The sequence below is a fragment of the Parapedobacter luteus genome (assembly GCF_900168055.1).
Lineage (GTDB): Bacteria > Bacteroidota > Bacteroidia > Sphingobacteriales > Sphingobacteriaceae > Parapedobacter > Parapedobacter luteus.
Map to the genome: position 1 here is coordinate 470,657 of NZ_FUYS01000001.1, position 16,191 is coordinate 486,847.

Consider the following 16,191-nt stretch of genomic DNA (forward strand, 5'->3'; position numbering starts at 1 on the left):
GTAATATCATGTTAACTTTGTGATATGGCAAATGTACGACGGACAGGACCTGTTTTTTTGCGGCATGTGCCGGATGACTCCCATCTATTCAGGCCGTTGCCCCATCCGACGGGCGTATACCCTTATCGGTTAAACATACGTGACGTACTGCGTGGTAGAGACGAACGGTTGGCGGAAGGCATGAGTTTTCACATGATTGGCGACACGGGTAGCGTGCGGCACTCGGCGTTTCAATCGTTAATTGCTTCGGCAATGACACAACAGGCTCATAACGATGGGCCAGCCTGCGAGCGGCCGGCATTTTTGTTTCACTTGGGGGATATCGTGTACAATCATGGCGAGGCCCGCGAGTATGCGAAGCAGTTTTTCGTACCTTATGAAGACTATCCTGGGCCGATATTTGCCATTGCGGGCAATCATGATGGCGATGTCAATCCGGGCAGCGACCTCCTTTACCAGAGCTTGGACGCGTTTATGGATGTGTTTTGCGATACCTATCCACGCAAGGTCATATTTGGGAATGGCAGTAAGCGGCTAAGCATGGTACAGCCCAATGTGTATTGGGCTTTGGAAACGCCGCTCGCTCATTTCATCGGGCTCTATGCCAATGTCATGAAGCACGGTGCTATTACCGCCGAGCAACAGGATTGGTTTGTGGAAGAACTTCGTTATTCAAATAGCCTGCGCCCGGATAAGGCTGTCATCGTCTGTCTGCATCATGCTCCTTATTCTGCGGATACCAACCACGGGTCCAGCCCGGCGATGATTGCGTTTCTTGAACATGCATTCAAGTTGGCCGGCGTGAGGCCTGATATCGTTTTCAGTGGGCATGTGCACAACTATCAGCGGTTTACCAAGTCTTATGAAGACGGGAGCGTACTGCCTTATATCGTGGCTGGCGCTGGTGGTTATGCCGATTTGCATCCGATTGCCCCTTTGGGTGATGTACGCGTGGAAGACGGCCATCCAGCCATCCATCAGGTGAGGCTGGAAAATTACTGTGATGACCGCTACGGTTTTCTCAAAATCAGTGTCAAAAAGCTGGAAGAGGGCCTACAGTTGGTGGGCGAATACTATACGCTTGCCCAGGAAGCCATCTCCCTGGAAAAGCCGGAAGCTACATTGTTCGAACGGTTTGTGGTGCCTTTTCATTCGGCTGTCACCGCGGGGGCGAGCCGGGCATCTGTAAATTAGATACGCGAACAGATCGCTGCGTAGCTATGGGGTGTAACTTAACAATAAGGTAGCATAAGATTAATGTTTAATTGGCGATTAGGCCGTTTCTTTGTCTGCCAGAAACTAAAAGTGATTCCATGTTGAAAAAACTAATTCTAACTTTTCTTTCGCTGTTTTGTGGTATCCTGTTATATGGCCAATCGGTCGTAACCGGGTATGTCTATGACGATGCAAACGGTAATGGCCGGCGCGATCGCCGCGAGCAAGGTATTTCGGGCGTTTCGGTAAGTAATGGCGTGCAGGTGACGAAGACCGATGAAAGCGGGCGTTATGAGCTGCCCGTAGGGGCTGATAACATCATTTTTGTAATTAAACCGTCGGGATACGCCGTGCCCGTAGATGAAAACAACCTTCCTCAATTTTATTATATCCATAAACCGAATGGTTCGCCGGCATTGAAATACGGTGGCGTAGCGGCTACCGGAGCACTGCCGAAAGCTGTTGATTTCCCGTTGACGAAGCGGGAGGAGCCTAACGATTTTACCGCTTTGATTTTCGGTGATCCACAACCTTATACGGATGAGGATATGGAAAACTTCAATAGGGGGGTGGTAGCCGAAGTGAAGGCTATACCAAATGTTGCCTTTGGGCTGAGCTTGGGCGATCTGGTTGGCGACAACTTGTCGATGCACGAAGCGTACCGGAACACCGTGGCGCAGATTGGCGTTCCCTGGTATAACCTGATGGGCAATCATGACATGGATTACGATGCTCCTGCCGATTCGTTGGCCGATGAGACTTATGAAGCGAGTTTCGGCCCGGCCAACTACGCGTTTAATTATGGCAACGCGCATTTCATTGTACTCGACGACATCCTGTATCCAGACCCGCGCGATGGCAGTGGCTACTGGGGCGGCTTTCGCAAAGACCAACTGGATTTTGTGGAAAACAACTTAAAGCACGTAAGTACGGATAAACTGATTGTGCTGGCCTTCCATATCCCCCTGTTGCACAACAATGAAGATGCATTCCGTGATGCGGATCGCCAACGGCTGTTCGATTTATTGAAAGACTACCCCTATACGTTGTCCATGTCGGCCCATACGCATTTGCAGCGCCAGAATTTTTATGGCCGCGAGGCAGGCTGGCGCCAAGACAAGCCACACCACGAATATAATGCAGGTACGACCTCGGGTGATTGGTATTCCGGCGAGCTCGATGAACGTGGCGTGCCGGTATCGACCATGCGCGACGGTACACCCAAGGGGTATGCTTTTCTTCGCATCAGTGGCAATCAATATGTCATTGATTATAAGGTTGCAAACGAGCCGAACGAGTTCCAGATTAAGCTCTTCCATCCGAAAGTGGTTGCACAAGGGCGCAGTACGTCGTCGGGTATTTTTGCCAACTTTTTCATGGGACACGAAGGCAACAAGGTGGAGTACCGTGTCGGCAACGGCGATTGGAAGCCCATGAACTACGTCGAAGCACCGGACCCCGATTTTGTACGGTTGCTATACCGTTGGGATACGACGGAGGAGTTGATGCCCGGGCGCCGGCCGTCCAATGCGGTGAATAGCACCCACCTTTGGCGGGCGAATATCCCGACCAATTTGCCCGTAGGTGAGCATCGTATTGAAGTACGCGCCACGGATATGTTTGGAAGGACGTTTACACAACAAAGTACCTATCGGCTCGCTGAACCGCCGATAGCGCAATAACCGATTTAGTTAATAATCAACTTAGTGCCGCCCGTATACCTTGATGAGGTGACGGGTGGTTTTTTTTGGGAGATCATAGGCTTAAACAAATGCCTTCCAGTCGCTAGCCGAAGTATAGTCATTGATTACTTGCGCCCGGCTATCGAGGTAAAAATTGGATACCAAATGGGCAATGTCCATGCTTAGGTTTTCCAGGCATCCCTCCACCAAATCGCTGCGGAACCCTTTATCCGCTAGGGATAGCACATAACCCGCAGCTGTTGTGCGACTGATAATTTTGCCCAGATCGACCAGCTTACGCTGCGTCAGTACTTCCCCCGGCGAGAAATCAAGCGATTTCTTGAAATGGGGCGCAGCTTGTTTGGTGAGCTCGCCAGCAGACAGGTATTGGAACAGATTGTCTACTTTCGCTTTTTTCATTTTCTTGAGCAGGATATCAGCGATCTGTGTATACAGCATTTCGTTGGATCCTTCAAAAATCTGAAAGGGCCTGCTGTCTACGATGCCGCGGCCGGCAATGTGGCTGATTTTATAGCCATTGGCGCCAGAAACCTGCAAGCATAGCTGGGCCGCTTCCTGCATCAGGTCGGTTACCAATGCTTTCATGGTATTGGCTTCCAGGCCTTCGGATGACAGGTTATATGGTATGCCGCTGATCGCACTGCTCCGGGCGCACATGGCCGAGCAGATGGTATACGCCGATTGGATGCGCGAGAGCTGGAACTGTACCGAATCCAACGCCAATAGGTTGCCGCTGCCCACCATGCGCTGGCTGCAATGGCTTACCGCCTCATCCAGCATCCGCTTGATGAAGCCCATGCCCATGCCGGGAAATTGCATCCGGCTGCGGTGGAGGATGTCGAGCATCATTTTCAGGCCCGTGCTTTCGGGTTGTAGCCGCTGGTTGGCAGGCACCTCAATGTCTATGGTATTCAACCCATAGGGAATCATGTACAGCCCGAGGTTGTTAAACAGCTTCTCCACCTTGATGTGTTGGGCAGGCACGTTGTTGTCGCTGATGAAGAAATCGATGTCACGCGCCAACTCGCCGTTGGGCAATTGTTTGCGGGCGGTGACCAGCCAAAAGTCGGCTTGCCCCGTAAGACCCTGCCAGTGCTTGGTGCCCTTGATGCGATAGCCCGATTCGTGTGGCATGTAGGCCGTGCGCATATTGAGCGCATCGCTTCCATAATCGGGTTCGGTGATCATCAACCCGCCCATGCGCTGGTGTTTTAAAAACGCATCGAAAATAGGTGCTTTCACGTCAGCTGCGGCATACTTTGCGACAGGCTCCAAAAACAGGGCAATGTTGATGCCGAAGGTAAGTGATAATGGCAGCGACTCATACGAGGCCGATGCCAACAAAGCAAGGCATTCCTTCACAATAGCACCCCGCCCTCCGTAGGCTTCTGGTATGGCTACAGCAAGGGGGACCTCATCCATGATGCGCTTCCAGACGGCCGGAGGCAATCCGCGCTGTAAGCTAAGCTGATTGATGTCAGCCTCTTTATAAAATGCTTCATGCAGGGCTTTTTCAAACCGGGCAATGAAGTTGGGTAGGTTTTCGCCGTTATCCGGGTGTGCTTTCGAAGATACCAATGTATTAATTTAATTAGCTGGTCTGCATGCAAAACTAATGAATTTTGCTTGTCTTTTGGTATGTTTCTTTAGTTGTTTGCAGGAACGAGGTATTTCCGCGGAAAATGTGCGTTTGGAAAATAATGATAAAAAATGGCTGATTTTCAATATTTTATTTTTATCTTTATCGCAATTAATAGTTTTATTCATTTTTTATTCAAAATGCCATGCAAGAAGGCGTAGTAAAATTTTTCAATGAAACCAAGGGTTTCGGTTTCATCACCCCCAATGACGGTGGACGTGAGATTTTTGTTCACTCATCAGGGTTGAAAGACCGTATCCGCGAGAATGACGATGTTTCATTTGAAGTCGCACAAGGCCAGAAAGGCCTAAATGCAGTAAATGTCAAATTGATCTAATCCATTTTTCAGATATTGTATAAAGCCATCCGGTAATTTACGCCGGATGGTTTTTATTTGTATCGGGTTGGGCAGATGCCCGTGCCCTTTGTTAAAAATCGTTAAACCTTCTTCCACGATGCCATTGCCCAAGATCAAACCTGTATCTTCGGTAATTATTTATTATATCACATTCACATGTCTAAAATCAGTTTCAACAGCACAAACAAACCGTTTGCCAGCACGCTTCGCACGCGGGTGCACGATTATTTCAAGACTCACGGCCTATCCAGTACGGGAAACCGAAAACTATATATCAAAAGTATTTTGTTGGTGTCAATAGCCGTGGCGCTGTATTTGGCGCTACTTTTTCTCACCATGCCGATTTGGGTTTCTTGTGTGCTTTGTGTCCTCCTGGGGGTGACCTTTGCAACAGTCGGCTTCAATATCATGCATGAAGGCGGGCACCAGAGCTTTTCGAAGAAAGCCTGGCTCAATAATGTTTCTGCCTATACATTAAACATGCTCGGCGGCACAATCTATTTTTGGAAACAAAAGCACAATATCAGCCACCATACCTATACCAACGTGGATGGCCTTGATCACGACATCGACATCAAGTTTATGCGTATGCATGCGGATCAGCCCAGAAGATGGTTCCATCGCTTTCAGTTTGCCTATTGGTTTGTACTCTATGGGATATCGTATATCGCTTGGGTATTGTTTCAGGACTTTGAAAAGTATTTTTCCGGCAAAATGGGCATTAAAGCTGATAGGAAATCGATGCCGCTTCGCGAACACCTCATCTTCTGGGGTACAAAGCTGTGTTATGCCGGGGTATACCTTGTGATACCGATCTTCATGGTCGGCTGGTCAGCCTTACTGGGCTGGTTGATCGTTGGCGTTTCCTGTGGGTTTTGCCTGGCCGTGGTATTCCAACTGGCCCACGTCGTGGAGTCTACCCAATTTCCGGTGGCCGACGGGGATTCGGGAAAAATCGAACAGGAATGGATGGTTCACCAACTGAGTACAACAGCCAATTTTGCAACAGGCAGCCGGATAGTATCCTGGCTACTTGGCGGGCTGAATTTCCAGGTGGAGCATCACCTCTTCCCACGCATTAGCCACGTGCATTACCCAGCTATTAACAAGCTGGTAAAAGCGACATGTGAAGAATTCGGTGTTGTCTATTTGGAACACCGGACGATGGGACACGCGTTTGCATCCCATCTCCGGCATATCTATCGTCTGGGCAGGAGCTAGATCTTTCGGACCGATTCGGCCTGTAGGCCGCGTGGACCTTTTGTTGCAGTATATTCCACTTTATCTCCGGTGGCTAAGGTGACGCCTGGCTCAGCCAGGCTTTTCACATGCACGAAAATACGTTCTTGTGACTGTTGGTTTGTGATAAACCCATATCCCTTTGCCGCGTCAAAATACGTGATGATCCCGGTGGGCAGCGCATCCGGATCGACCGGAGCTTCCTTTGGCGTGTCGATGACGATATCTTCCACGGCTATTTTCTTGACCTTTTTGGGGTCCGGTGGTGTGGAAGAAATGTTGCCGTTTTCATCCACATACGCAATCATGTCATCAAGGCTCTTGCCTTTGCTTGAGGGTTCATGCCGTTTTTCGTCCCTGCGCAGTTCTTTCTCTTTTCTTTTTTGAAGTTTCTTTTTTGCTCGTTCTTTTTTGTTGAATGTTTCTTGGGATTTTGCCATTTATGCTAATTAATAATTAAAGAAGTTGGTGTTTTACGCTGCGGAGACAGCTGGTTTGTTTTTTCGCTTTTTCTTCCGTTTTTTCGGGGCGCTGGTGGCCGAGGCCACTTGCCGTTGGGGCTTTGGCTGTATGTAAGACAGCATGCCGTCGGCAGGGAAAGGGTGATCATCTTTCCTGTCGATTTCTTTATTGATAAGCCGTTGGATCTGCCAAAGGTATTCCCGCTCATCTACATCGCAAAAAGACCACGCCCTGCCGCTGGCTCCGGCTCTGCCGGTCCGGCCGATGCGGTGTACGTAGGTCTCCGGCTCATTCGGCAGGTCGTAGTTGATCACCAAGTGCAGGTTGTCTACATCGATGCCACGGGCGGCAATGTCCGTGGCTACCAACACCTTGATGGCGCCCGTCTTGAAGCGGCTCAGCGCTTTTTGCCGCGCCTGCTGAGATTTATTGCCATGGATAGCTTCAGCCGTGATTCCCGTTTGGTTTAACTTCCTGGCAATTTTGTCCGCGCCGTGCTTTGTCCGTGAAAATACGAGGATATAGCCTGTTTTCTCCTGCTTGATAAGGTGTGCCAACAGCCCGATTTTGTCTGCTTTTGCCACCGGGAAAACCAGTTGGTCGATTTTCTCTGCCGTAGAAGATACCGGGGTGACGGTGATCCGCTCCGGGTTGGTAAGGATAGATTGGGCAAAATCCTCGATGTTTTTCGGCATGGTGGCCGAAAACAACAACGTTTGCCGGGTGGTAGGAATCAGTCCAATAATTTTCTTGATGTCTTTGATAAAGCCCATATCGAGCATCCGGTCGGCCTCGTCAAGTACCAGGTAAGCAATAGACGATAAAGAGACGGCACGTTGGTTCAATAGATCCAGTAATCGCCCTGGCGTGGCGACAAGGATTTCTGGATGTTTCCGGAGCATGCTGATCTGGTTATTGATTGATACGCCGCCGAATATAACAGCATGCTTAACCGGGGTCAGCGCTGCATATCCGTCGATATTCTCACCGATTTGTATTGCCAGCTCCCGGGTGGGCGCCAGAATCAGTACCTGTGGGCCCGCCGCCCTGTGCATGCGGTGATCCAGCAATAATTGGATGAGCGGCAGCGCAAACGAAGCGGTTTTGCCCGTTCCGGTCTGCGCACATGCCAAAACATCGCGTTTTCGCATGATGATGGGGATGGCCTGCGCCTGTATGGGCGTGGGTGTATGGTATCCCGCTTTTTCCAAAGCCGTTAATATCGGTTCAGAAAGATTGAAAGATGAAAATTGCAAATTATTCGTATTAAAAGTGTTGAATGCATAACAACACCAGCCTTCCCGTTGAATACGGTTAATTGAACGGAAGTCACAAAGATACGACAAAATTTCGATATTTTTTAATTGGTTTACCGTCTTTAATTGGCCCAGCCTGTCCCTATATGGGATAGCTGTGGCGGACACATTACCGTAGTAATACGTAGAATGCGAGCTCCGTAGCGGCACGGTCGTATGTACAAAACATTCGCTGTAGCTTTGTCATCAGTAAAACACCCTATAAAATGATGAAGTTGATGATAAAGGGCCTGCTGATCATAGCAGCCCTAACCACGGACAATGCAGAGGCACAGGAAAATATCCCTGCTCAGGTAAAAACCATAGCAGAAGGCAAGGCTACCGGCAACAAAATTAACAAATGGATTGCTGATAAGCAGCGGGGCAAATATATCGCTGTCCTCTCCGACGGTTCCGTCATGGAAATAAGCATGGCGGGTGAATGGCTGAGCACTTCAAAACCAGTGCCGGAAAGTAAGTTGCCCGCCAAGGTAGCAGCTGCGGTGAGCCGGTATGTCGGAGCAGGTTACGAAGTGGACAACTATCTATTTGTGCAAGATGCCGTGGAAGGCGTGTTTTACACGATTGATATAACGTCCGATGACGATGATGCCACTGTATTTCTGAATGCCGAGGGAAAGGTGCTCAAAAAAGACGTCAGAGATTGACCGATGTCCCGCCTGTTAGCCACGTATTAGTCAGGTATTAGCCACGTATAAACCACCTTTAGACGGTGTCATGCAAGTGTGTGCTACCCGTGTTTTACCTGGCTGATACTTGCCTGGTGTGTGCCGGATACCGGAATTGAAATCGGGAAAGGATACCATGGCAAGGCACCACGTGTAGGAGGCCGCCCGGTTAATCGTTTTTTTTATCAGTTGAACGACTGCCTGAACGCCAAAGGCGTTAAGTTGGTTTTGCTTTTGAACAGTTTACTAAACGACTGCGGGTGTTCAAACCCCAACTCGTAAGCAATCTCACTTATGGACAAATTTGTCGTACTCAATTGTTCTTTGGCATATTCAATCAATTTGTGCTGAATATGCTGTTGCGTGCTTTGCTGGGTATGTATCCGTAAAAGGCTGCCTAAATAATTGGGCGAAATATTGAGCTGTTCGGCAATAGCCGTCACGGTTGGCGTGCCGTTTTCAAGCAATTGACCGCTTTTGAAATAGTTGGAAAGCACGTTTTCAAATCGTTCCAATAATTCATGGTTGGATTTCTTGCGCGTAATAAACTGGCGTTCATAGAAGCGCTCCGAATAAATGAGCAACAATTCTATCTGGGCAATAATAAGGTCCTGGCTGAATTTATCCAGGTTGGATTGATATTCCTGCTCGATTCGCTGCAGTATATCTACGATAACCCGCTCCTCTTTGTCAGAAAGGAACAGCGCTTCGTTTACGGCGTACTGGAAGAAATCGTACGATTTTATCTTTTTGGCTAATGGTGTATTCCATAAAAAATCGGGATGGACCAGCAGCAGCCAGCCCGTTGGTTCCGCTTTGGCTTCCTGGTTGATTTCCAGTTTCAAGAACTGGAGCGGGGAGACAAACGTGAGCACGCCCGAGTCGAAATCGTATTGCTGCTGTCCGTAGTTGAATTTGGCATTGACATTCCGCTTTAAGCCAATGGCATAGAAGTGCTGAATCCATTTCAGCTCATGTTCTTCAACAGGATAGGAGACCTTGCTGTAGTCTATCAAGCTGATCAACGGATGCTCAGGCTTAGGCAAATTGCAGAAAGCGTGAAATTCAGCGATTGAGTTAAAGCGGAATGCCTTTTCCATAAGTGCTAATTTACCTGATTACTTTTCTTTATACAAGACCATTCCGGCATGATACAGCACGCCGTCTTTAAACTCACCGTCTGCGGAAAATCCCGTATCGTCTTTGTAATCAATATGATTTCCTGTTACCTTGTAACTACCCTGATAGGCACTTTTGCGATTGCCCCGTGCTTCGTCGTATCGGTTGTTGGGCAATAGCTCGTGGCGGATATAGCCATCCTTGGTTACCCACATTCCGATGTATTCTTTAGTTTCCGCTATGGTTTGGTTCATCGTTTTTTCTTTATTATTCATCAAATCTGTTAATTCGTACGTGTCCAGAAACGCAATGCAGTTCGTTATCTTGTTGTCTGTCAACTGCATTTTCCAAATATAGGTGTTTTCATAAATTTCATCCGTTTTTGTGGTCGCTCTTGCGCTGAAGTGAAGCCACACAAAAAAACTGTCGGCCGTAAGGCTAATCAATTCGGGCTTCAGTGGTGTTTTGAGTCTGCCGATGATTGGATTAACGGCACGTTCCAAAAAATCGGTTTTCCCGTGATAAGTACCCGAAACGGGTGATTTGCCGCTGACTGTCCAAACCACATCATCCGCCAACAGTCCGAAAAAGTCGGCTTCGCCCTTTTTCCATTTTTCAAACCGGACGGCTACTATTTCTGCTGCCGCTTTGGTTTCCGGATGTTCCATTTGTTGCGCTTTTGACGAACAGCCTGTATTTCCCCATAAGACAATCCCGATTAAAATGCGGTGGATAACGTGTAGCTTTTCCATTGTTCTACGTCTTTGGTGATGATGTCAATCTTGTTTTTCAGGATGTCGTACGCATCGTTACCCAATAACAAGTGAACAGGCGGTTTGTCTTCATTGCTGATGGCAATCAATACATCTGCCGCTTTCTCGGGGTCGTTTGGCTGGTTGCCGTTGATGCTGCCCAGGTGTGCCTGTTCGGATTGCCGGGCAGCTTCATAGTCCGGAATGGTTTGTTTGGGCGTTCTTACCGAGCCTTTGGCCAGAAAATCGGTCCGGAAATACCCGGGATAGACGACAGTGACGTTTATGCCAAGCGCTTCAGCTTCCGCGGCCAATGCTTCCGTAAAGCCCGCCATGGCAAATTTTGTGGCACAATAAATCCCCCAGCCCGCAAAACCTCCGAATAAGCCGCCTGCCGATGCGATGTTAAAGATATGACCCGATTTCTGACTCCTGAGATAAGGCATTGCATTCCGGATAACATTCAGCGCACCGAAAACATTGACATCAAAATTTTCCCTGGCTTCTTCGTCCGTCAGCTCTTCTAACGTGCCTATTTGTCCGTAGCCCGCATTGTTGACCACGACATCAATTTTGCCGAAGTGTGCGATGCTTTTTTCAATAGCACGTTGTACATCGTTGTTGTCGGTTAAGTTTACCTCCAGTGGAAGAAACACGTCTGACCCTTCCCCGATTTCGTCCTTTACAGGCTGTGCATTCCGTGTCGTTGCCGCTACACGGTAGCCGTCCTGCAATAATTTTTTGACCAGGGCAAGTCCCAACCCTTTCGAAGCCCCGGTAACGAACCATACTTTTTTTGTATCCATCTTTTTTAACATTTTATGATTAAACAATGGTACAAAGTTGGCCATGAAAAGAATGCTCCACCTAACCGAATCAATGAATAACGTAGTTGGATCGTGAATGTGCTGCCACCGCAGCATTTATTAGTACCTGTAACTGTATTAAGCGGGTTCCTCGGAGCGGGGAAGACGACATTATTGAACCATGTATTGCACAACAAGGAAAACCTCAAGGTGGCGGTTATCGTCAATGATATGAGCGAAGTGAATATCGACGCGCAGTTGGTCGAACGGGAGCATACGCTTTCGCGCACGGATGAGAAGCTGGCGGAAATGAGCAACGGCTGCATTTGCTGTACCCTGCGGGAAGACCTCATGGTGGAGGTTGAACGGCTGGCAAAGGAAAACCGGTTCGACTACCTGCTGATCGAAAATACGGGAATTTCCGAACCAATCCCCGTAGCGCAGACATTCAGCTACGTGGATCCCAGCGGAATGATACGGGCGAAAGGACTGTTCTGGATCGCTTCGCGACCCAATATGGCCATCGGTTTCAGCCAGGCCGGCGGCAGCCTCCGCATCGAAAGTGCCGGATCGTGGTGGTGCAGTATACCTGAAGTCGAGCGGTATCGCTATGCAGACTATATCGAACATCGTCAATCCATTGAGGACCGTTGGCACCCGCAATGGGCCGACCGGAAGACGGAGCTGGTCTTTATCGGGCAGAACCTCGACAAAGACAGGCACCTGCGCGATCTGGAAAAGTGCTTGCTTACCGAAGAGGAGGCTGATGACTGGCAATACACACATTGGAAGGATGAGTTTCCACAAACTATATAAAGAGAGCGAACCAATACGGAGGTTTACGGAATTTCGAACCACACGGTTACATGCGGCGGGGTGTCGGGGTACTGAACCGGTTAACTTATTCGCCACTGCTCCGCCGTTTTTGCAGGTATGTGCTCTCCTGTCCCGCAGTACATGGCGGAGACCATTACGGAATGGGGAGTGTGGAAAGGAGTGTCTCCCAGGTTGAAACGGCTTGCCCGCGGCCATCCCTGGGGAACATCCCAATATGACGCGGTACCGAGAAAGCCGGCGGCACGGGAAGTTCTTGAAGAAATTGATAGCTTGGCTCCCCGTTCGCGGAAAGACGTGGGCAGTTTCCTGTAGTCGTTCTACGTCTATACCGAACATCATGGCGAGCTGCAGCTGACAAAAGACGGCCAGGTGGTGTTTGAGCACAAGCGATAACGACTAGGTCTTTAATCAAACCACCTCGTTTGAATGTCACGTTGAATGGGGTGGCTTACTTTTCTTTAATCTGAGGCTTGCCTTCACCAAAAGCATTAAAACGGGTACCTCGACCAATGGACCGATTACGCCGACAAATGCCTGCGGTGAATGGATGCCAAAAACTGCGATTGCGACGGCTATCGCCAATTCAAAGTTATTGCCAGTGGCGGTGAAAGATACCGCGGCATTTTTGTCATATGGTATGTTCAGCGATTTATTGATAAAGAAACTGATGAAAAACATCAGGACAAAATAAATAATCAACGGTAGCGCCACCCGTAGTACATCCAATGGCAACGCTAAAATCTGGTCGCCTTTCAAACTGAACATCAGTATGATGGTGAAAAGCAGGGCATACAGCGTGATCGGCGATATTACAGGAATGAACTTCCTATTGTACCAATCCTTTCCCTTCGCTTTCACCAACCCGTAACGAGTCAGGAATCCGGCTAAAAATGGTATTCCCAGGTAAATCATGACGCTTTCGGCAACATCCCGCATGGGGATTGATATATTGAAATTGCCCAGCCCCAGTTTCTGCGGAAGTACATTGATGAAAAGCCAAGCATAGAAGCTGTATGATATGACCTGGAAGATGCTGTTTAATGCAACCAGCAACGCAGCGTATTCCCGGTTGCCTTTTGCCAAATCATTCCAAACAATAACCATGGCGATACACCTTGCCAAACCGATTAAAATGAGTCCAACCATGTAATCCGGATCGTTTCTCAGGAAAACGACGGCCAATACAAACATCAAGACAGGGCCGATTACCCAGTTCAGAACCAGCGAAATGGACATCACCCGTTTGTCTTGGAGGGCTTTGGGCAGCAGTGAATAATCTACTTTGGCCAATGGTGGATACATCATCAAAATCAACCCGGTAGCAAGCGGTATGTTGGTGGCACCAACAGCAATCGAGTGGGTAATATTGGCAAGGCCGGGGAATAAATAGCCCACCAGCACGCCTATGAGCATGGCAAGAAAAATCCAAAATGTCAGGTAGCGGTCAAGGAATCGTAGTTTCGGCTGCATGGTTATTTTTCAATCATGGAAAAGACATAGAACATCTCGGCGGCTATCTGCAAACTCCTTTGCGCATAAACCTGTGCTTGCTCCATTGTGTCGTCCGCAACTTTCGGGTCTTCAAAAGTAATGGCAATTCGTTGCCCGGCACCGGCAATAAATGGACAACCACTATCAGCCTGTGAACAGGTCATGACGGCTGCAAACGCTGAAGTGGGGTTGAACGAATCATCATAGCGTTTTGAAAAACCGATGACGGGTAATGTGTTTTCGCTGTATTTTATGCCGTAAACGGGGTTGTCGGTTGAGGCAATCACCGAAATACGAAAACCTGCTTCAACGAGTGTTTCAACTATTTTAGGAAACAAAGCCGTAGCTTCCGTGCCACCCGAGTAGCAGTATACCTCCGGGATATTAAAGTAGTGCGCTGCAGTTTGTGCCCACACCTGCGCCAAATGACTTCTGCGCGAATTGTGTGTACAGATGAAATTGATGTCTGCATTTTTTCGTGCGCTTACCTTTTGCTGAATGAAATTAATGAGCGGTTGTAAAATAGCTTTGCGCTCCGGGCTAATGGTTTGCTGTCGGAGTTTTTCAATGGTTTGAGACAATTGCGGATACATACCTGATTGGATTTGAGTTTAACAGTTCTTGTTGTCGGTTGTGCAGCAGGATCTTTGTGCCGCTGGCGGTATTCCGCATGCGTGCTGTGCCAGGCAGGCGGTCGCTTTGTTTTTCAGAACGAAATTTGTTCCGTCAAAATCCAGACCATACTTGCCAATGGTATTGCTTTGGTATTCTACTTCGATTTCCCTATCATCGATACCCAATTTATCTTCCGAAAGCTTGATTATGTTGAGCAATTTTATGGGTTTTAAGCGATGGTCATGATCATCGGCGTCCCATAATTGGAAGCTCACGACGTTTTCATTCCTGATTGTCCCACCGCAATCAATGAAATGTTTGGAAACCATCCCGATTTCGGTAACGTGAAAATGTTCGGGAACAAATGTCCCGTCTTCCAGCTGGAAATTAACGTTAGCTAATGTTGGCAACAAAGATTTTATTTCTGATAATTTCATGTGTAAATAGTTTGTTTTTAAAAGCCATAATGTCTATCGTAATATTACGATGGGTGTTTCCAAAAAAAATGCATTAACAGCATTTTTGGTTGGTCACCGTAGTAATGATGTTGGAGAAATAATCGTTCAGGATATCAAACGTTTTATCATCGATGCAATAGCAGATAGCATTGCCCTCGATATTTCCTTTAATCAATCCTGCATTCTTAAGTTCTTTCAGGTGCTGCGAAATGGTTGGTTGAGCCAATGGCAACTCGTTTACGATATCGCCGCAGATACAGCGGTTTACCTTCAGTAGATATTCAATGATAGCAATCCTTGCAGGGTGTCCAAGGGCCTTACAAATCGTCGCAATCCGATTTTGCTGCGCGGTAAAGTGTTCTGTTTTTGTGGCACCCATGGTATTTTTTTATATCGCAATATTACGATATACTTAGGAGATTTCCAAATTTTTTTCTTGAGCTTTTTAGTTGTAAAAAGATCGTTGGAACATGGAAAATTCTTGTTGTCCAAAGATGATCCGCGCCATAAAGGCATGCATGAATCCGAGTCCATATCCGATCAACTGCGTATAACTTGTCACAACCGCCAGTGGGCCGATGAAAAAATTTCGATTCCTGGCCCCTGCATCTGCAGCGATGAAGACCGCATGCACACCCAACAGCAGCAAAAAGTAAGGAGATAACAATACGGCCAAAACCAAAATCAGCGCTATGCCGACGGTGAATGCCGCGGGTGCGAAATGCACAGCACGCAAGGAATAGGGATGCCGTTTATAAAGGTTTATTCGTGCGACGCCTGAATTGTATACTTGCTTGAAAAATCGCCGGAGCGTTGTACGCCTCCGATGGTAAACATAGGCTTCCTTGATCAACCTTGTCGTGAAGCCCATGCCGATAATCCGGATGCTCATATCGATATCTTCACCGAAACGCATTGCCGCAAATCCTCCTGTTTTCTCGAATACGACGCGGGAAAAGCCCATGTTGAAACTCCGGGGATGAAACTTTTCAAATCGCTCGTTTCCGCCCCGGATACCTCCTGTGGTAAAGAACGAAGTCATGGAGTAGTTGATGGCCCGTTGCATCGGCGAGAAATCTTCTCTTGCCCTATCCGGGCCGCCGAAAGCGTCTGAATAGTCCTGCGAGAGCGATTGCCGAACCGTCTGTACATAATGCGGCGGCAGGACGCAGTCGGAATCGAGGAAAATAAGGTAATCGCCCGAGGAAAATGCGCCTCCGGCATTGCGTGCCCGTCCGGGGCCGGAATTTTCCCGATAGCAATATCTGATATGCAGCCTTGTGCTGAAGGCATCCACTTCGGATTCGCATCTGTCGGTCGAACCATCCTCGACAACCAGCACTTCGAAATCAGGATCGGTTTGGTTGGCGAGGCTTTCGAGTAAATCCCTTACTTCCTGCGGACGGTTAAAAACGGGGATGATGATGGATAACTGCATGCGCGGCAATTTGAATCGGGTTAAAAAAAGAGAAATGCCCTTCTATTGAATCAAGACGTAGCCTTTGGTGGGAAT

18 protein-coding genes are annotated in these 16,191 nt (G+C 48.2%); 7 read left to right on the forward strand and 11 right to left on the reverse strand.

What is annotated here, in order from left to right; translation table 11 throughout:
- Positions 1 to 24 precede the first annotated feature (24 nt).
- A complete protein-coding gene (locus B5X72_RS01880; protein WP_079715101.1) occupies positions 25 to 1,194 on the forward strand; it encodes a metallophosphoesterase family protein in 1,170 nt (389 codons plus the stop codon).
- A 119-nt stretch (positions 1,195 to 1,313) separates the two neighbouring features.
- Positions 1,314 to 2,897, forward strand: a complete 1,584-nt coding sequence (locus B5X72_RS01885; protein WP_079715102.1) for a calcineurin-like phosphoesterase C-terminal domain-containing protein — start codon at positions 1,314 to 1,316, stop codon at positions 2,895 to 2,897.
- Between the two features lie 81 nt (positions 2,898 to 2,978).
- Here the strand turns inward: B5X72_RS01885 and B5X72_RS01890 are convergent, their stop codons facing one another.
- Positions 2,979 to 4,496 carry an acyl-CoA dehydrogenase family protein gene (locus B5X72_RS01890; protein ID WP_079715104.1) on the reverse strand — a complete coding sequence of 506 codons (1,518 nt, stop codon included), beginning with the start codon at positions 4,494 to 4,496 and terminating at the stop codon, positions 2,979 to 2,981.
- A gap of 206 nt (positions 4,497 to 4,702) precedes the next feature.
- Here B5X72_RS01890 and B5X72_RS01895 point away from each other — a divergent pair, with 206 nt between their 5' ends.
- Entirely contained in the window at positions 4,703 to 4,894 is a 192-nt protein-coding gene (locus B5X72_RS01895) for a cold-shock protein (protein ID WP_079715105.1), read from the forward strand.
- 177 nt (positions 4,895 to 5,071) lie between these two features.
- Entirely contained in the window at positions 5,072 to 6,136 is a 1,065-nt protein-coding gene (locus B5X72_RS01900; RefSeq protein ID WP_079715107.1) for a fatty acid desaturase family protein, read from the forward strand.
- Here the strand turns inward: B5X72_RS01900 and B5X72_RS01905 are convergent.
- Both B5X72_RS01905 and B5X72_RS01910 read right to left on the reverse strand, forming a co-directional pair.
- Positions 6,133 to 6,594, reverse strand: coding sequence for a cold-shock protein (locus B5X72_RS01905; protein WP_079715108.1), 462 nt, complete (start codon positions 6,592 to 6,594; stop codon positions 6,133 to 6,135). The genes B5X72_RS01900 and B5X72_RS01905 overlap by 4 nt on opposite strands.
- Positions 6,595 to 6,627: 33 nt before the next feature.
- Positions 6,628 to 7,872 carry a DEAD/DEAH box helicase gene (locus tag B5X72_RS01910; RefSeq protein WP_079715391.1) on the reverse strand — a complete coding sequence of 415 codons (1,245 nt, stop codon included), beginning with the start codon at positions 7,870 to 7,872 and terminating at the stop codon, positions 6,628 to 6,630.
- A gap of 266 nt (positions 7,873 to 8,138) precedes the next feature.
- Here B5X72_RS01910 and B5X72_RS01915 point away from each other — a divergent pair, with 266 nt between their 5' ends.
- Positions 8,139 to 8,579: a PepSY-like domain-containing protein gene (locus B5X72_RS01915; protein WP_139378482.1), complete on the forward strand. Its 441-nt coding sequence runs from the start codon at positions 8,139 to 8,141 to the stop codon at positions 8,577 to 8,579.
- Positions 8,580 to 8,785: 206 nt separating this feature from the next.
- Here the strand turns inward: B5X72_RS01915 and B5X72_RS01920 are convergent, their stop codons facing one another.
- The 3 genes from B5X72_RS01920 to B5X72_RS01930 are packed head-to-tail and all read right to left on the reverse strand — an operon-like array spanning position 8,786 to position 11,277.
- Positions 8,786 to 9,700 (reverse strand): helix-turn-helix domain-containing protein, encoded by a 915-nt coding sequence (locus B5X72_RS01920; protein ID WP_079715111.1) that lies wholly within the window; start codon positions 9,698 to 9,700, stop codon positions 8,786 to 8,788.
- An 18-nt stretch (positions 9,701 to 9,718) separates the two neighbouring features.
- Entirely contained in the window at positions 9,719 to 10,387 is a 669-nt protein-coding gene (locus tag B5X72_RS20980) for an Atu4866 domain-containing protein (protein WP_245826776.1), read from the reverse strand.
- Positions 10,388 to 10,437: 50 nt separating this feature from the next.
- A complete protein-coding gene (locus B5X72_RS01930) occupies positions 10,438 to 11,277 on the reverse strand; it encodes an oxidoreductase (protein ID WP_079715393.1) in 840 nt (279 codons plus the stop codon).
- Between the two features lie 93 nt (positions 11,278 to 11,370).
- Between B5X72_RS01930 and B5X72_RS01935 the strand changes: the two genes are divergently transcribed.
- Both B5X72_RS01935 and yidD read left to right on the forward strand, forming a co-directional pair.
- Positions 11,371 to 12,093, forward strand: coding sequence for a GTP-binding protein (locus tag B5X72_RS01935; protein WP_317043094.1), 723 nt, complete (start codon positions 11,371 to 11,373; stop codon positions 12,091 to 12,093).
- Between the two features lie 117 nt (positions 12,094 to 12,210).
- Positions 12,211 to 12,426, forward strand: a complete 216-nt coding sequence (gene yidD / locus B5X72_RS01940) for a membrane protein insertion efficiency factor YidD (RefSeq protein WP_079715113.1) — start codon at positions 12,211 to 12,213, stop codon at positions 12,424 to 12,426.
- A 117-nt stretch (positions 12,427 to 12,543) separates the two neighbouring features.
- Here the strand turns inward: yidD and arsB are convergent, their stop codons facing one another.
- The 5 genes from arsB to B5X72_RS01965 all read right to left on the reverse strand — a co-directional run bounded on the left by arsB (position 12,544) and on the right by B5X72_RS01965 (position 16,116).
- Positions 12,544 to 13,584, reverse strand: a complete 1,041-nt coding sequence (arsB, locus tag B5X72_RS01945; RefSeq protein ID WP_079715114.1) for an ACR3 family arsenite efflux transporter — start codon at positions 13,582 to 13,584, stop codon at positions 12,544 to 12,546.
- Between the two features lie 2 nt (positions 13,585 to 13,586).
- Positions 13,587 to 14,198, reverse strand: a complete 612-nt coding sequence (locus B5X72_RS01950) for an arsenate-mycothiol transferase ArsC (protein ID WP_079715116.1) — start codon at positions 14,196 to 14,198, stop codon at positions 13,587 to 13,589.
- Between the two features lie 18 nt (positions 14,199 to 14,216).
- Positions 14,217 to 14,657 carry a DUF6428 family protein gene (locus B5X72_RS01955; RefSeq protein WP_079715118.1) on the reverse strand — a complete coding sequence of 147 codons (441 nt, stop codon included), beginning with the start codon at positions 14,655 to 14,657 and terminating at the stop codon, positions 14,217 to 14,219.
- Between the two features lie 73 nt (positions 14,658 to 14,730).
- Positions 14,731 to 15,057, reverse strand: coding sequence for an ArsR/SmtB family transcription factor (locus B5X72_RS01960; protein ID WP_079715120.1), 327 nt, complete (start codon positions 15,055 to 15,057; stop codon positions 14,731 to 14,733).
- Positions 15,058 to 15,123: 66 nt separating this feature from the next.
- On the reverse strand, positions 15,124 to 16,116 hold the full coding sequence (locus B5X72_RS01965) for a glycosyltransferase (RefSeq protein ID WP_079715121.1): 993 nt from the start codon (positions 16,114 to 16,116) through the stop codon (positions 15,124 to 15,126).
- Positions 16,117 to 16,191: the final 75 nt, after the last annotated feature.

Excerpts from the sequence above, each read along its gene's own strand:
- B5X72_RS01880 (WP_079715101.1), top strand. The coding sequence starts at position 25 with ATGGCAAATGTACGACGGACAGGACCTGTTTTTTTGCGGCATGTGCCG.
- B5X72_RS01885 (WP_079715102.1), top strand. The coding sequence starts at position 1,314 with ATGTTGAAAAAACTAATTCTAACTTTTCTTTCGCTGTTTTGTGGTATC.
- B5X72_RS01895 (WP_079715105.1), top strand. The coding sequence starts at position 4,703 with ATGCAAGAAGGCGTAGTAAAATTTTTCAATGAAACCAAGGGTTTCGGT.
- B5X72_RS01900 (WP_079715107.1), top strand. The coding sequence starts at position 5,072 with ATGTCTAAAATCAGTTTCAACAGCACAAACAAACCGTTTGCCAGCACG.
- B5X72_RS01905 (WP_079715108.1), bottom strand. The coding sequence starts at position 6,594 with ATGGCAAAATCCCAAGAAACATTCAACAAAAAAGAACGAGCAAAAAAG.
- B5X72_RS01915 (WP_139378482.1), top strand. The coding sequence starts at position 8,139 with ATGATGAAGTTGATGATAAAGGGCCTGCTGATCATAGCAGCCCTAACC.
- B5X72_RS01920 (WP_079715111.1), bottom strand. The coding sequence starts at position 9,700 with ATGGAAAAGGCATTCCGCTTTAACTCAATCGCTGAATTTCACGCTTTC.
- B5X72_RS20980 (WP_245826776.1), bottom strand. The coding sequence starts at position 10,387 with ATGGAACATCCGGAAACCAAAGCGGCAGCAGAAATAGTAGCCGTCCGG.
- B5X72_RS01930 (WP_079715393.1), bottom strand. The coding sequence starts at position 11,277 with ATGGATACAAAAAAAGTATGGTTCGTTACCGGGGCTTCGAAAGGGTTG.
- yidD (WP_079715113.1), top strand. The coding sequence starts at position 12,211 with ATGTGCTCTCCTGTCCCGCAGTACATGGCGGAGACCATTACGGAATGG.
- arsB (WP_079715114.1), bottom strand. The coding sequence starts at position 13,584 with ATGCAGCCGAAACTACGATTCCTTGACCGCTACCTGACATTTTGGATT.
- B5X72_RS01950 (WP_079715116.1), bottom strand. The coding sequence starts at position 14,198 with ATGTATCCGCAATTGTCTCAAACCATTGAAAAACTCCGACAGCAAACC.
- B5X72_RS01955 (WP_079715118.1), bottom strand. The coding sequence starts at position 14,657 with ATGAAATTATCAGAAATAAAATCTTTGTTGCCAACATTAGCTAACGTT.
- B5X72_RS01960 (WP_079715120.1), bottom strand. The coding sequence starts at position 15,057 with ATGGGTGCCACAAAAACAGAACACTTTACCGCGCAGCAAAATCGGATT.
- B5X72_RS01965 (WP_079715121.1), bottom strand. The coding sequence starts at position 16,116 with ATGCAGTTATCCATCATCATCCCCGTTTTTAACCGTCCGCAGGAAGTA.